This window comes from Paenibacillus sp. NPDC058071 (assembly GCF_042885235.1).
In the GTDB taxonomy this organism is placed as follows: domain Bacteria; phylum Bacillota; class Bacilli; order Paenibacillales; family Paenibacillaceae; genus Pristimantibacillus.
The window spans coordinates 1-14,632 of the sequence record NZ_JBHVSK010000022.1; the positions used below are offsets into that span (position 1 = coordinate 1).

14 protein-coding genes and 1 other RNA gene are annotated in these 14,632 nt (G+C 51.9%); 1 reads left to right on the forward strand and 14 read right to left on the reverse strand.

Annotated features, from left to right (window positions below):
- Positions 1–313 precede the first annotated feature (313 nt).
- The 14 genes from ACFVTB_RS24725 to rpoE form a co-directional block, all read right to left on the reverse strand.
- On the reverse strand, positions 314–577 hold the full coding sequence (locus ACFVTB_RS24725; protein WP_387755442.1) for a pro-sigmaK processing inhibitor BofA family protein: 264 nt from the start codon (positions 575–577) through the stop codon (positions 314–316).
- Positions 574–870 (reverse strand): DUF2508 family protein, encoded by a 297-nt coding sequence (locus tag ACFVTB_RS24730; RefSeq protein WP_387755445.1) that lies wholly within the window; start codon positions 868–870, stop codon positions 574–576. Before ACFVTB_RS24730 ends, ACFVTB_RS24725 begins: the two co-directional genes overlap by 4 nt.
- A gap of 161 nt (positions 871–1,031) precedes the next feature.
- Positions 1,032–1,631: a recombination mediator RecR gene (recR, locus tag ACFVTB_RS24735; protein WP_387755448.1), complete on the reverse strand. Its 600-nt coding sequence runs from the start codon at positions 1,629–1,631 to the stop codon at positions 1,032–1,034.
- 97 nt (positions 1,632–1,728) lie between these two features.
- Entirely contained in the window at positions 1,729–2,040 is a 312-nt protein-coding gene (locus ACFVTB_RS24740) for a YbaB/EbfC family nucleoid-associated protein (protein WP_387755677.1), read from the reverse strand.
- 30 nt (positions 2,041–2,070) lie between these two features.
- Positions 2,071–3,876, reverse strand: a complete 1,806-nt coding sequence (gene dnaX / locus ACFVTB_RS24745; protein ID WP_387755451.1) for a DNA polymerase III subunit gamma/tau — start codon at positions 3,874–3,876, stop codon at positions 2,071–2,073.
- 201 nt (positions 3,877–4,077) lie between these two features.
- An RNA gene (gene ffs, locus ACFVTB_RS24750) (signal recognition particle sRNA large type) lies at positions 4,078–4,345 on the reverse strand.
- A 71-nt stretch (positions 4,346–4,416) separates the two neighbouring features.
- Positions 4,417–4,851, reverse strand: coding sequence for a hypothetical protein (locus tag ACFVTB_RS24755; RefSeq protein ID WP_387755454.1), 435 nt, complete (start codon positions 4,849–4,851; stop codon positions 4,417–4,419).
- An 84-nt stretch (positions 4,852–4,935) separates the two neighbouring features.
- Positions 4,936–5,133 (reverse strand): 50S ribosomal protein L31, encoded by a 198-nt coding sequence (gene rpmE, locus ACFVTB_RS24760; RefSeq protein ID WP_387755457.1) that lies wholly within the window; start codon positions 5,131–5,133, stop codon positions 4,936–4,938.
- Between the two features lie 139 nt (positions 5,134–5,272).
- Positions 5,273–6,526 (reverse strand): radical SAM family protein, encoded by a 1,254-nt coding sequence (locus ACFVTB_RS24765; protein WP_387755460.1) that lies wholly within the window; start codon positions 6,524–6,526, stop codon positions 5,273–5,275.
- Positions 6,527–6,552: 26 nt separating this feature from the next.
- Complete coding sequence (gene rho, locus ACFVTB_RS24770) at positions 6,553–7,923, reverse strand: transcription termination factor Rho (protein ID WP_387755463.1); 1,371 nt, start codon at positions 7,921–7,923, stop codon at positions 6,553–6,555.
- Positions 7,924–8,021: 98 nt separating this feature from the next.
- A complete protein-coding gene (locus ACFVTB_RS24775) occupies positions 8,022–9,281 on the reverse strand; it encodes a UDP-N-acetylglucosamine 1-carboxyvinyltransferase (RefSeq protein WP_387755466.1) in 1,260 nt (419 codons plus the stop codon).
- A 418-nt stretch (positions 9,282–9,699) separates the two neighbouring features.
- Entirely contained in the window at positions 9,700–10,098 is a 399-nt protein-coding gene (locus tag ACFVTB_RS24780) for a response regulator (RefSeq protein WP_387755468.1), read from the reverse strand.
- 113 nt (positions 10,099–10,211) lie between these two features.
- A complete protein-coding gene (locus ACFVTB_RS24785; RefSeq protein ID WP_387755471.1) occupies positions 10,212–11,816 on the reverse strand; it encodes a CTP synthase in 1,605 nt (534 codons plus the stop codon).
- A 435-nt stretch (positions 11,817–12,251) separates the two neighbouring features.
- Positions 12,252–12,830 carry a DNA-directed RNA polymerase subunit delta gene (gene rpoE, locus ACFVTB_RS24790; RefSeq protein WP_387755474.1) on the reverse strand — a complete coding sequence of 193 codons (579 nt, stop codon included), beginning with the start codon at positions 12,828–12,830 and terminating at the stop codon, positions 12,252–12,254.
- A 365-nt stretch (positions 12,831–13,195) separates the two neighbouring features.
- Between rpoE and ACFVTB_RS24795 the strand changes: the two genes are divergently transcribed.
- Entirely contained in the window at positions 13,196–14,341 is a 1,146-nt protein-coding gene (locus ACFVTB_RS24795; RefSeq protein ID WP_387755477.1) for a S8 family peptidase, read from the forward strand.
- The last annotated feature ends 291 nt before the right edge of the window (positions 14,342–14,632 follow it).

A 14,632-nucleotide genomic window follows, 5' to 3' on the forward strand; every position in this document is an offset into this window, starting at 1 on the left:
ACTTGCTCAATCTTTTTTATCGCTTTTCCATTAATCCGTTAGGATTAACAGGGCAGTTTCGCTCGTTGTTCAGTTTTCAAAGAACAATCTTTTTTCGTCGTTCGCTTCGTTTTTCTCAGCGGCGACTTTTATAATATATCACAGGCACCTAGATGATTGCAAGCATTTTTTTAAATTCTTTTTTCATGCTTTATTTCCTCGTCCTTGGCGCGAGATATAATGTAGCATAGATTGTTCCGCGACGTCAACCCTATTCGCCAATTTCATTTCAAAACCTGCTCTAAACGTACTTTTGCCGCCTCAAACCGCTTCTTTATACAATAAAGTACTGCACACCCGCAATCAAAGCAATACCTGGCACCCCCAACACAACGACGGTACCTATCGTGGCCGGATTGATCGGTATGTACAGTTGAGGAAGTATTCCCGAATAGTTGAGCAAATACAATACCGCCGCCGCAAGCGTCAGATGAATAGCGAAGCCTTTCACCCATGACCAAGACAGCTTATGTCGCAGCAAAATCGCGATGAGCAGTAAAGATGAAACAATGAGTATCGCCAGCCATATCGTTTTCATGAGCTTAGCGTCCCCCATTCCGGCCAAGTCTTGCATGTCCGCTTAGCAACACGCAGCAGCATCTCGTATCGTTTCTCTGCCGTAATGACCGAATAAATTGCATAGTCGATTTGATCTTTCCCCTCCGCCATATTAAAAAATCGATTCGCGTTCACCCATTCCCGGCGAGCCTCTTCGATTTCCGCACGCAGGTGCTCGGTCCAAAGAAGCGAGTCCATCTCGCCTTCCCCTTCCGTTTCATGTCCGGTTCTCGACCGCCCTTTCGTTGCTACCCCCGCCCATTTCCACTTCATAACCAGCCACCCCCGTCGATTCTGGCCTAGCAATTCAGGCTATTACCTATGTATAGTTGATAGCCCGAAGAATAGAACCATACTTAGAGGAAACCGGTAAATAGCGGTAGATAAAAAGAAAGAGACCGCCCGTCAAAGGCAATCTCTTATATATACGTTCATTATTGCAATTCTCTTCTGCCTTCGAGTGCTTTGGATAGCGTAACCTCGTCCGCATATTCCAAATCGCCGCCCACTGGCAAGCCGTGCGCAATACGGGTCACTCGAATGCCGAAAGGCTTCACCAGCCTCGAAATATACATCGCGGTGGCTTCTCCTTCGATATTCGGGTTAGTTGCCAGAATTAGCTCCTGCACGCGTTCGTCGCTTAACCGCTTCAGCAGTTCGGCAATTCGAATCTGGTCGGGACCGATGCCCTCCATCGGCGAAATAGCGCCCTGCAGCACATGATAATAACCTTGAAATTCCTTCGTTCTTTCCATCGCCACAAGGTCCTTCGACTCCTGAACGACGCAAATGACCGAATTGTCACGCGTCTTGTCCTGACAAATCCGGCAAGGATCGGTATCTGTAATGTTGCAGCAAGTGGAGCAATAGGTCAAATTCCGCTTTACGCTAACAAGCGCCTTGGCGAAATCGATCACATCGTCCTCTTTCATCCGCAGCACATGAAAAGCAAGCCTTGCCGCCGTCTTCGGCCCAATACCAGGCAGCCGCGTAAAGGCATCGATTAGTTTCGCTATCGGTTCGGGGTAATACAACAGGTGCAGCTCCCTTCAAGCCATACATAAAACGGCCCCCCGCTTTGATAAGCGGTGAGGCGCGTTTGAAAGTGTTCGTATGAATGGTACGTTTCTTTTAGAACAAGCCTGGAATCTTCATACCGCCCGTAAACTTGCCCATATCTTGGTTGGCCACGTCATCCACTTTGTTAAGCGCATCGTTAACCGCCGTCAAAATAAGATCTTGCAGCATTTCGACATCTTCCGGATCTACCGCTTCTGGCTTGATGGCAATGCTCATAATCTTTTTATGACCGTTCGCCACAACCGTAACGACTCCGCCGCCCGCTGTTCCTTCGACGGTTTTGTTAACAAGCTCCTCTTGTGCTTTCATCATTTGCTCTTGCATTTTCTTCACTTGCTTCATCATTTGGTTCATATTGTTCATCATAATCACCTCATTATTAGAGTAAATGCTTTAATCTTCCTTTACGACGACCAGCTGTTCACCAAACATCTTGACCGCTTCCTCCACCCATTCTGGACGGGAAGCTTCACCGCCGCCACCCTCGCTTGCATCAATGGCTTCAGCGGACAGCTCCAGCGGTTCTCCGCCGCCGCCCGATCGCTCGGACGCAGCTTGCCAGTCCTTCAGCATAACGGTTGCGAGACGCAGTTGATTCCCGGTCACGTCCTGCAAGACCCGCTCGATGATCTCGCGGTGCGCCGGCTTCTCGGTCGTTTCGCGGTGCATCGTATTTTTGAATCCGACGAGCACGGTATCGCCTGCGACAGACACCGGCTCTCCGTCCATCAACCATGCATGGACGGTAATCTTCGCCTCTTTGACCCGCTGAAGCACCTCGCTCCATTTCATGCGGATCTGCCCGGAATCGGGACTGCCCGCCGTAGCGAGGTAAGGATCAAGCTTAACGGTTGCAGGCCTGATGCCACTAGTTCCGCCGCCGAAGCCTGCCCGTCCTGCAGCAGGCTGGCGCCCTTGACGCTGCGCGCCCTGGCCGCCGGCAGAAGCATCTCCGCCGGACAGGTCCGCACCGCTGCGCGCCAGCTGCTCGAGTTTGCTTTCCAGTGCGGCGACCTGTCGTTGAAGCCGTTCCAGTTCAGCCGACGAAGCGCCTCCGCCGCTGCCGGACGACGCAACCACAGTTGTCGAAGTTCCCGGCGCCGCCGCCATGCCGCCTTCGTTCGAAGTGCACAGCTTCATCAGGGCTACTTCGAACAGCGTCTGCGGTTGGGAGGCGTGCCTCATTTCCGTTTGGTAGCCGTTCAAAATATCGATCATGGCAAACAGCCGATCCGGCGTGAAAGAATCCGCCATCCCTTTAAACCGCTCCGCGTCCACAACCCGCTCCGTCGCCGCTCCTTGCGGAGCAAGCTTGAGCACAAGCAGATCGCGGAAGTAATAAATTAAGTTTTCCATGCACTTGTCGGCGCTTTTGCCAGCCTGCGTCAAGCTTTCGACGAGCGGCAGCACCGCCGCGACGTTGCGGTCTTTGACCGCTTCCGCCAATTGATAGAATTGCTCGGCAGCCATGCCGCCCGTAACGTCTACGGCCGACTCCAGCGTAATGCGAGAGTTGCCGAAAGCCGATACCTGTTCAAGCAGGCTGATTGCGTCGCGCATGCCGCCTTCCGACAGACGAGCGATATACGATATCGCGTCCTCGTCGGCCTCGATGCCTTCTTCGCGGCAAATCTCCAATAGCCGCTCCGTCTGCTCGACAAGCGTAACTTGCCGGAAGTCAAAGCGCTGGCAGCGCGAGATAATCGTTGCCGGCAGCTTATGCGGCTCCGTCGTAGCCAAAATAAAAATAACGTGGCCCGGCGGTTCCTCGAGCGTCTTGAGCAGCGCGTTAAACGCTTCGGCCGTCAGCATGTGCACTTCATCGATGATATATACTTTATAACGCACTTCGGACGGGGCATACCGAACTTTATCGCGGATATCGCGAATCTCGTCGATCCCCCGGTTCGAAGCGGCGTCGATCTCAACGACATCCATTATATGACCTGCCGTTATTCCTCGGCAAGCGTCACATTCGTTGCAGGGTTCCTCAGCAGGACCGCGCTCGCAGTTAACCGCTTTCGCCATAATTTTGGCGGCGCTTGTTTTGCCTGTTCCCCGTGGGCCATTAAACAAATAAGCGTGAGAGATGCGGTTCTCCCGAATCGCGTTCTGCAACGTCTGGATGATATGCTTTTGTCCAACCATGTCCTGAAACGTCTGCGGACGCCAGGCACGATACAAGGCAATATGTGTCACGCGGACCGTTCCCTCCAGCTTCCTGATTCAACCCTATTATACAACATACTGGACGATGATAAAAACGATAATCGAAATATTCGGTCGTTTAATCCATTCTATAAGTCCGAAAAATAAAAAAACACCCGTCTCTGCTATCCGGCTTATCAACCGAATATGCGTTACTGGTGTCTCGTTGCGATATTTAGAAAAAAGATAGAACCGTGCACCTGCCCCCGATACATGCGACCCAGGCGGCACTCTTGCGTCCCAGCTCGAGCCAGGCACTCCTTCGGCACATGAACTAACCTGCTTACGGCTGCTTCCTTCCGGACCTGACCGGGTTCACAAGCGCCCATTGCGAAGGACCCAACTGTCAACACTGATTGCAAACGCCAAACCCTGCATCGACATAACCTCAAACAGGAATTCAACCTCGCTAAAGCGGATTGCGAGTTACAGGGCACCGCTAACTCCCCATCTAGCACGGCAAAAATAAGTATAGCCCATTCGAACCCAAAGCGCAACTCGTGGATGCAGATTCCAGTTCTTCCACTGTCGTCAGCCGACGATTCGAGCCTTTACCTTATAGCGCGGCATATTGTATTGAAGCACCTTCTCGGCCTTTAAACGAAGCTCTTCTGCCTGTTCCTCGGTCAAGTTGCCGCTCAGCGTGAGATCGGCTCGCAAATGCTCGCCGTTGAAGTGAAGGCTATTGCCTGCCACTCCTTCGCTCTTCAATTGATTCAGTACCTGACCGGCAAATCGACCGTCGGATTTATAGTTCAAATAGGAAAAGTTATTCGGAATGTTGGGATTGCTGTTCGAATAGCCCATGTAACCGTCATGGCCGTACGTCTTGACCTGTCTGGTGCTTGGATTGCTGCTGCAGCCGGCGAGGCTCAAAGGCAGCACGACCGCGCTTGCTAGCGCAAGGCCGAGCAGAAGCGTCTTTATTTTCCGGCTGGAAGTGAAACTCGGTATCATTTTGCTCAATCAAAAAACCTCCCTTCAACCATAGGATGGCTGAGGGAGGCTCTTGTATTCTGCCAAATAAAGGCCGAATGTCCATTGCAAATATTAGATGCCGTATTTCTTTTTGAAACGATCGACGCGACCGCCCGCATCCAAGAACTTTTGCTTACCCGTGAAGAACGGGTGACATACGGAGCAAACCTCTACGCGCAGGTTCTGTTTAATCGAACCCGTTTCAAAGCTGTTACCGCAAGCGCAAGTAATACTGGAGACGTGGTATGTCGGATGAATACCTTGTTTCATCTCGTTCACCTCTTTCTGCCCTGAACCACATGCGGGTCCAGAGTTAAAATCACACACATCGGATTATAGCACGACGTCCATCCGCTTGCAATGTCCAAGTTGCTTCCAGCGTCAGAGCCGTCCAACCTTCAAAATCCTGTTATTTGCGCAGCGCCGCCGGAGGCAAGTGCGTATATGAACCAATCACAACATCCGGCAGCTCATCACGGAAAATCTCCAGCATTTGCTTCATGCCATAGATTTCTCCTCTAGCCGGCGGAATTAATTCCAAATAACTTTCCGGATCGATGTTCAAATTCCGCATTTGAATCAGCTTCAGACCCGTACGTCTAGCAAAGCCGATCATTGCTTCAATCTCCTCTTCCCGGTCGGTGACGCCTGGGAAGATCAGATAGTTAATCGAAGTATAAACGCCCTTGTCGGTTGCGTATCGAAGCGATTTCTCCACATTTTTAAGCGTATAGGCGCGAGGCTTATAGTAAGCATTGTAATGATCGTCGAGCGCACTGATCGTACTAACACGCATCAAATCGAGACCTGCGTCAACAATCGCCCGGATATGGTCGGTCAGACCCGCGTTCGTATTAATATTAATGTAGCCTTGGGACGTCTGACTGCGTACGCGACGCATCGCTTCCACAATGATTTTCGCCTGTGTGGACGGCTCCCCTTCGCAACCTTGCCCAAAGCTGATGATCGAATCGGGCTCGCGAAGGTGCTCCAGCATAATTTCCGAAATCTCATCGACTGTCGGCTTGAAGTTCATCCGCGTCTGCGGAGCGACAAAGCCGCTGTCATCCGGCTGCTCGGATATGCAGCCGAAGCAGCCCGCGTTGCAGGAATACGAGACCGGCACTCCGCCTTCCCATCTTTGCAGGAAAGTGTTCGAGGAAGTCAGGCATTCGTAACCGAGCGCGCAGTTCGACAAATGTTTATACAAGCGGTTTTCCGGATATTTCTCGAGCAATCTTTCCACGCCGTTCTTCACATCGCCGCGGTCGCAATTTAACGGATCCCATTTGTAAGGATCGTCACTTTGCTCCGCCGCCACGTAGAAGCCTCCGTCTTTCCAAACGACTGACGTGTAGCCGAACAACGGAAACTTCTCATTCTTGTTTGTCTTAACATAGCCAGGCAGTGCAAGGCGCGTATAGCCTTGCGGCAGTAAAGCGCCTACTGCCTGGACCTTGCCGTCCAGCATCTTCATCTCGCCTGTTTCGGGATCGATGCAGACGGGACGGGTGTACGGCAGGCCGACCAGCGTAGCGCCGCTCGGCAGCGGAATGAGCTCATCTTCCATCAGTTCGACGATCATGTCGCCGCTGCGCCCAACCGCTATATAATCAGGATGGTCGAATAATTTCCCCGACTCATCGGCATATACCAAATTCATCTCGATGTCCTCCTTGAAGCGGCAGCTTACGAGCTATGCGTCGTGCGCGGCGAAGGCCGTCTGCCGGACGTCGTACCGCTGCTCTTAATCGCGGCGCGCTGCTGCGTTGTCGAAGACGATTGCCCTTGCGAAGAGGGTGCGGATTCGTCTGCGGAAGCGTCCAACGACAGGAGAAACTCGTCGTTCGTCTTGCTGTTCGCCAGCTTCTTCAGGAATTTATCTACAAATTCCGGCGTGTCGGTCATATTGCGACGCACGACCCACAGCTTCTCCAGTTCTTCCTTCGTCAGCAGCAATTCCTCACGCCGCGTACCGGATCTGCGAATATCAAGCGCCGGGAAAATGCGGCGTTCAGCCAGCTTGCGATCCAAGTGCAGCTCCATATTGCCTGTGCCTTTAAATTCTTCATAAATGATGTCGTCCATACGCGAGCCTGTCTCTACCAGAGCAGTAGCCAGAATGGTCAAGCTGCCGCCTTCCTCCACGTTCCGGGCCGCGCCAAAAAACCGTTTTGGCCGATGGAACGATGCCGGATCGATACCGCCGCTGAGCGTGCGTCCCGATGGCGGTACGACCAGATTGTACGCTCTTGCCAGCCGCGTAATGCTATCCATCAAAATAACGACGTCTTTCTTATGCTCTACCAAGCGAAGCGCTCTCTCCAGCACAAGCTCTGTCACTTTAATATGGTTTTCCGGCACCTCGTCGAAAGTAGAAGCTACTACTTCCCCTTTCACTGAACGCTGCATATCCGTTACTTCCTCCGGACGCTCATCGATTAACAGCACAAACAGCTCGATATCGGGATGATTGGTCGAAATACTGTTGGCGATTTCTTTGAGCAGCAGCGTTTTGCCCGCTTTTGGCGGCGCTACAATCAAGCCGCGCTGGCCAAGCCCAACGGGCGCCAGCAAATCCATAATGCGTGTCGAGAGTTTGGAAGGGGCCGTCTCCAGCACAAGTTTCTTCTGCGGAAATAGAGGAGTAAGGGCGGGAAAATGCAAGCGTTCGGCGGCGAGCGCCGGGTCTGTGCCGTTTACTGCATTAACTTGAAGCAATCCGAAAAATTTCTCCGAATCTTTCGGCAGCCGGCATTTGCCGGATACAACATCGCCCGTTCGAAGATCAAACTTCCGAATTTGCGAGGCCGAAATATAAATGTCCTCTTTGCTCGGCAAATAATTGATCGGCCGAAGGAAGCCGTAGCCTTCCGGCAATATTTCAAGTACACCCTGCATAAACATAAGGCCGCTTTTTTCTGCTTGTGCGCGAAGTATCGCAAAAATCAATTCTTTCTTCTTGAGCTGTCCGTAATAAGGAATCTGGTATTGCTTCGCCAGCTTGTACAAGTCGGTCAGCTTCATCTCTTCCAGATCGGCGATCTGAAGATCTGTCATGTCCTCACCACTTTATTCATTTTTTCCATACCTTGATCTATCATTATATACCGAATTCGGTGCCTTCTATTCGCAGAAGGCACCAAAATCACAGTCGTTTATTCACTATCTTGCTCTCGCCATACGTCGGCGCCGAGTCTCGTCAAGTTTTCAACCAGATTGTCGTAGCCTCGATCGATATATTCGACGCCTGTTATTTCCGTGACGCCTTCTGGCACAACTAAGCCTGCAATGACAAGTGCTGCTCCGGCACGCAGATCAGTCGCTCGAACCTTCGCCGCATTCAATTTCGCACCTTCAATAACCGCCGAACGGCCTTCAACGCGGATATCCGCTCCCATACGGGCCAGTTCCGGCACATGCTTGAATCGATTGCTGTATACATAGTCGCTTAGAATGCTCACGCCTTTAGCTTGCGTCAGCAGACTGGTCATCGGCGATTGCAAGTCGGTAGCAAATCCCGGATAGACGAGCGCCTTCACATCGACGGACGTATAATGATCGTTGCCAACAATTCGAATCGACTCATCCATCTCATGGACGGTTACGCCCATTTCTTCCAGCTTTGCTGTAATCGCCTCGAGATGCTTCGGAATAACATTATCGATTAGAACATCGCCCCGCGTTGCCGCTGCGGCAATCATGTAAGTGCCAGCCTGAATTCGGTCCGGAATAATGGAGTGGCGGCAGCCGCGAAGGCTGTCAACGCCCTCGATGCGGATCGTTTCCGTCCCCGCGCCTTTAATTTTCGCGCCCATCGCATTCAACAGCGTTGCAACGTCGATAATTTCCGGCTCTTTTGCCGCATTCTCAATAATTGTGGAGCCTTTCGCCTTGGAAGCCGCAAGCATAATGTTAATCGTTGCGCCAACGCTGACAACATCAAGATAAATCTTCGCTCCACGCAGTTCTTTCGCGTGAATGCGCATGGACCCGTGATCGTTCGTTACCGTTGCGCCCAGCGCCTCAAACCCTTTGATATGCTGATCGATCGGCCGCGGCTCGAAATTGCAACCGCCCGGCATGCCGATGACCGCTTCACCAAAGCGTCCGAGCATTGCGCCCATTAAATAATAGGATGCGCGAAGCAGCTTCACTTTCCCATTCGGCATTGGCTTCGACACAGCCCTCGACGGATCAATTCGCATCACGTCGTCACTGCGGTCGATAACCGCTCCTAAATCTTGCAATATTTCGCTTAACACCGCCACATCACTAAGCTGTGGCAAGTTGTCCAATATAACTTCCGATTCCGCTAGGATCGCTGCAGGAACAAGCGCAACGGCGCTGTTCTTCGCTCCGCTGATCTGAACGGTTCCCCGCAGCGGACGTCCGCCGCGTACCATCAATTTCTCCATCAAGTAATCCTCCCGTGGATTGGAAAAGAACAAACGTATAGGATCGTCCTCTGGCGCAACCCCTACCTATAGGCAGGGCTGGCCTGACACGTTGTTCAAAGCGTGATGCTCCGATTACGCATTCCAACCTTGCTCCCTCAGACGGTCTAGCAACATCATTTATCTAGGTTCCTACTACTTGCTTCCATGTCGATGCGCCTGCGCGCGCAAAAAGCCGGAAAAGCCCCGTCGCGCCAAGCCTGCTCGACTTTTCATTCTGAGCCATTATACCATATCGGCTAAAGGAATGGTAAAGCTGTTTTAAGGCACCATTCGGGCCTAAACCCTCTTCTTACCAATTCGATTGCCCGACTTTTTCATACCAAAAGAAAGTTTTCCCGCCTCTACTCCATACGTCGATATAAAAAAGGGGCCCTTCTCAGGACCCCACCGCGAAACGGCTGTTCGAGCTGCCGCCGTGCAGCTGCTTGTTCACCGCCATGCGCATTTCATCAATATCAAACGGCTTCGTAAAATGCATCAGCGCCCCGAGGTCGGTCGCTTCCTTGATCATATCCAACTCGCCGTATGCGGTCATCATAATGACCTTAATTTCTTTGTTGATGGTCTTAATATGCTTTAAAATTTCAAGGCCGTCCATGCCAGGGATCTTCATGTCGAGCAGTACCAAATCAGGACTCTCTGTCTTTACGATTTCCAGCGCCAGTTTACCGTTCGAAGCTTGGAAAGTGTCATAACCCTCGCTGCTGAACACTTCCATCAACAGCACCCGAATTCCGTTCTGGTCGTCAACAATCAATACCTTCTTCTTCTCCAAATCTATTACCTCCCGCGTTCGAGCTGTAACTGGTCAACTCTTCCATAATCGTTAATATATTCGCGGATAGTAAGGAGAAATCCTGCTGGGACCGGAAATTTATTGCAAGGAAATTATTGGCCCGAGTAAGCGACCGCAGCGCGCACGAAACCGCGGAACAAACGTTGCGGACGGTTCGGACGGGAAGTGAATTCCGGATGGAATTGCACCGCTAGGAACCATGGGTGATCCGGCAGTTCGACCATTTCAACCAGTCGTCCGTCTGGGGACGTTCCCGAGAAGCGCAAGCCCGAAGCTTCGACTTGCTCGCGGTATTCATTATTAAACTCATACCGATGGCGATGACGCTCGTATACAAGCTCGTCGTCGTATTCAGCCGCCGCAAGCGAGCCGTCCACAATCTTGCAAGGATACAGTCCAAGGCGCATCGTGCCGCCCATGTCCTCGATATCCTTTTGATCCGGAAGCAAATCGATGACTGGATAAGGCGTCGACGGATTGATCTCGGAACTGTTTGCATTCGCCAGTCCTGTAACATTGCGAGCGTACTCGATTACAGCAACCTGCATGCCGAGGCAAATGCCGAAGAACGGAATGCGCTGCTCGCGAGCGTAACGGATCGCCGAAATTTTACCTTCGATACCGCGATCGCCAAAGCCGCCAGGAACAAGAATGCCTTGCACGCCTTCAAGCTTTTCAGTCACGTTCTGATCGCTCAGCTCTTCTGCGTTGACCCAACGCAGCTTAATGTCCGTATCGGCGTCGAATCCGGCATGGCTCAAAGCTTCAACAACGCTCAAATAAGCATCGTGCAGAGCAACGTATTTGCCAACAATGGCGATTTCCGTCGTCTTAGTCAGCGATTTCACCCGCGTAACGAGCTTTTCCCACTCGGACATATCTGGATCGTTAGTCGTCAGCTTCAGATGGTTCACGACGATTTCGTCGAGACCCTCTTCCCGCAGCATGAGCGGTACGTCATACAGCGTAGCCGCATCGCGGCACTCGATAACGGCGTTTGCGTCCACGTCGCAAAATTGAGCGATTTTGCGCTTCATATCTTCCGGCAGTGGTTGCTCAGTACGCGTTACGATAACATTCGGCTGAATGCCGATGCTGCGCAGTTCTTTCACGCTATGCTGAGTAGGCTTCGTTTTTACTTCACCGGCCGCTTTAATGTAAGGAACCAAAGTCACATGGATGTACATGACGTTGTCGCGACCAATGTCGCTTTTAATTTGACGGATCGCTTCAAGGAAAGGCAAGCTTTCGATGTCGCCAACTGTGCCGCCAATTTCGGTAATGACGACATCCGAGCCCGCTTCTTTGCCGGCACGATAGACGCGCTCTTTAATCTCGTTCGTAATGTGAGGGATTACCTGAACGGTTCCGCCCAAGTATTCACCGCGGCGTTCCTTGCTAATGACGTTGGAATAGATTTTACCGGTCGTAACGCTGCTGTGCTTCGTCAGATTAATATCGATAAAACGTTCATAATGACCCAAATCAAGGTCGGTTTCCGCGCCGTCGTCGGTTACGAATACTTCCCCGTGCTGATACGGGCTCATCGTTCCCGGGTCGACGTTAATGTACGGGTCGAATTTTTGGATCGTTACTTTCAATCCTCTGTTCTTCAACAATCGGCCTAAGGATGCGGCTGTAATCCCTTTGCCCAACGAAGAGACGACGCCTCCGGTTACAAAAATATATTTCGTCACTGTGTAAATACCCTCCATGCTCCTATGGTTATGATTAGGTATGCCCATTTGCTCGTTAAACATGGACATTGAAACGCCCTGCCTGCTCATCCATTTGATGGAAAAGCCTGCCGTATACAAACAAAAAAAGTGACACCCGTCTTCACGGGGCACTTTTCGTTAAGCCTATTTATTAAAATATAAGTCTGCAACAATCGCTTCCTGCTCTTGCTCGCCTTATATTTCACCGCAAAACGCCAGCGATCTGACGCAAGCCGCCGCAGCACTTCCGCCGCCTTGTCTTGCCCGTCGCCGTTAAGCGAATCTTATAGCCCATGCAATAGTTTACATGGCGGTTTAATGCCTGTCAAGCGCAAACAAGCAAGCCGGATCGTTGTTACGGTTAGTAAATGATACCGGCTTGCGCTGTCGCTGAAATAGACGTCGGATCGACCGTTACTTGTCGTCTTCTTCCTCGTCTTCGTATTCTTCTTCATCGTCCGAGTCGCTTTCTTCTTCATCGTCGCCCAGTTCCTCAGCGTCGACATCCTCGTCCAATTCCTCGTCTTCGATTTCCACTTCTTCGTCCACTTCCGATTCCTCTTCAGCTTCTTCGAATTCACGGTCCTCATCGTACGAATCGAAGTCTTCATCGTCGGCAGCGTACGTATCCTCTTCCTCATCGGCATACAGATCTTCATCTTCCAAATCGTCGTCGTCGTTAATGATACGCGAACGCTTGGCGTTGGAAATCGGATCCTCGTTGCGTTCCACTGGATACCAGCGTTTCAGGCCCCACATATTGCTGCCTACGCAAGCAAAACGGCCGTCAATGTTAATTTCGGTATATACCTGAGCGATCACTTGATTGATCTCGTCCGGGGAAAGACCGCGAATCCTGGCGATTTCATGCATCAGATCGCGATAGTAGTATGGCGTATTCGCCGTTTTAAGCACCTCGAAGGCCAAATCGACCATTGGCATTTCCTTTATCCGTTCTGGATCGAGCTTCAAAGTAATATTGCCGCCGCTCATAAGGACACATCCTCTCTTGCTATCTCTAAAATGTTATCTGCATTTGTTTATCACAGTATAGTAAAACCTATTTCATTCAAAAAAGCAAGTTAACCTTCCGTCGCCTTGGCGACGCGGCGACGCCGGATAAAAACAAAAAGCGAAGGGCTGTCCCTTCGCTTTGACTGTATCCACCCGGAACTCCCGCAAGCAGGCGTCCCGGAGACGTAAGAGTCCCTGCGAACTCTTACTTCATCGTATGTCCTGAGACGTTTTTTGACACGGCTGCAAGCCTAATTCTCTGAAAAAGGGCAAGTTGCTTATGCGGCGGACAACACTCGTTCATACAATAAGTCAGCATCGTCCGTCGGGAGGGGACGCGAATTTTGGATATTACCGATTTTCTCCAATGGTTGCAGGATACGGCGGCTGACCCTAGCCTCAAAACGACCCATCGAATTATTCGCTTCCAGCGCCAGGACGATTACGAGCGATTCATCCGCGAGTGGCCTTCGCCTCTAACACCGGATTCGGAATCGCTTTCCCCGCTTGACGCCTTGAAGCCGATCCCTATTATCCAGTCCGTCTCATTCCCTCTTCCTGTCCAAGAAACATTGTCGCAGTTCGAGGGACTCGTATCGCTAGAGGAGGACCGGCGCATTGCCATGCACGCGGCTCCGCAGAAATCGTTTAACTTCGACAAAGGCGTCCCATGGGGCGTGCAGCACGTAAAGGCCCCTCTCGCCTGGAGCACGACGACCGGCCATCGCGTCAAAATTGGCGTCATCGATACCGGCGTCGATTTCAGCCACCCCGACTTGCGCCAGTCGCTGTCGCGGGGAATCAACCTATTGAACCGCAGCATGCTTCCGCACGACGACAACGGTCACGGCACTCACATTGCCGGAACGATTGCCGCTGCCAATCAAGTGCAGGGCATGATCGGAATTGCTCCTCGTTCGCAGATTTATCCAGTAAAAGCATTCGATAATAACGGCAGCGCGTTCGTGTCCGACATCATTCTCGGCATAGACTGGTGCGTACGGAACCGTATCCAAATTATTAATATGAGCTTCGGCATGAAGACGCGCAGCAAAGCGCTGTACAACGCCGTCACCAATGCTTATAACGCAGGTGTCATTGTCGTCGCCTCCTCGGGCAACGATGGCAAACGGCGGTCCGTCGATTATCCCGCCCGTTATCCGCAAACCATTTCGGTTGGCGCGACAACAAGGCTTCGCCGCATTGCTCCGTTCAGCAATCGCGGCATCTATATCGACATATATGCGCCCGGCGAGAAAATCGTTTCCGCCTGGCTGCGCGGCAAATACCATGAAATGAGCGGAACGTCGATGGCCACTTCCCATGTCAGCGGCGCGATCGCCCTGCTTCTCGCCCATAGGCCCGGCCTGTCGCCAGGGGAAATCAAAACGATACTGAAGCGATCCATTCAGCCCCTTCGGGGCACGAAGGCGCCGAAAACGATCGGCGAGTTAGATATTATGCGCATGTTGAACACCGCGGACCGGTAGGTCCGCGGTGTTTTTCGTGAGAGGGCTGGCGTGCCAGACCCTTGATTCGACTCGGCGACGGCTCACTCCCAGCTCCTAGCGGCCATTTTGGCCGTTAATCTGGCTGTGCTTGCTCTTCCCACTCCTGCAACGGCCATTTTGGCCGTTATTTTCCGTTTTGCCCTCGTTTCGGCAGGCCGACGGCTCACTCCCAGCTCCTAGCAGCCATTTTGGCCGTTAATCTGGCTGCGCGTGCTTTTTTCTCTCCTACAACGGCCATTTGGGCCCTTATTTCCGAAAAAAATAGCGGTG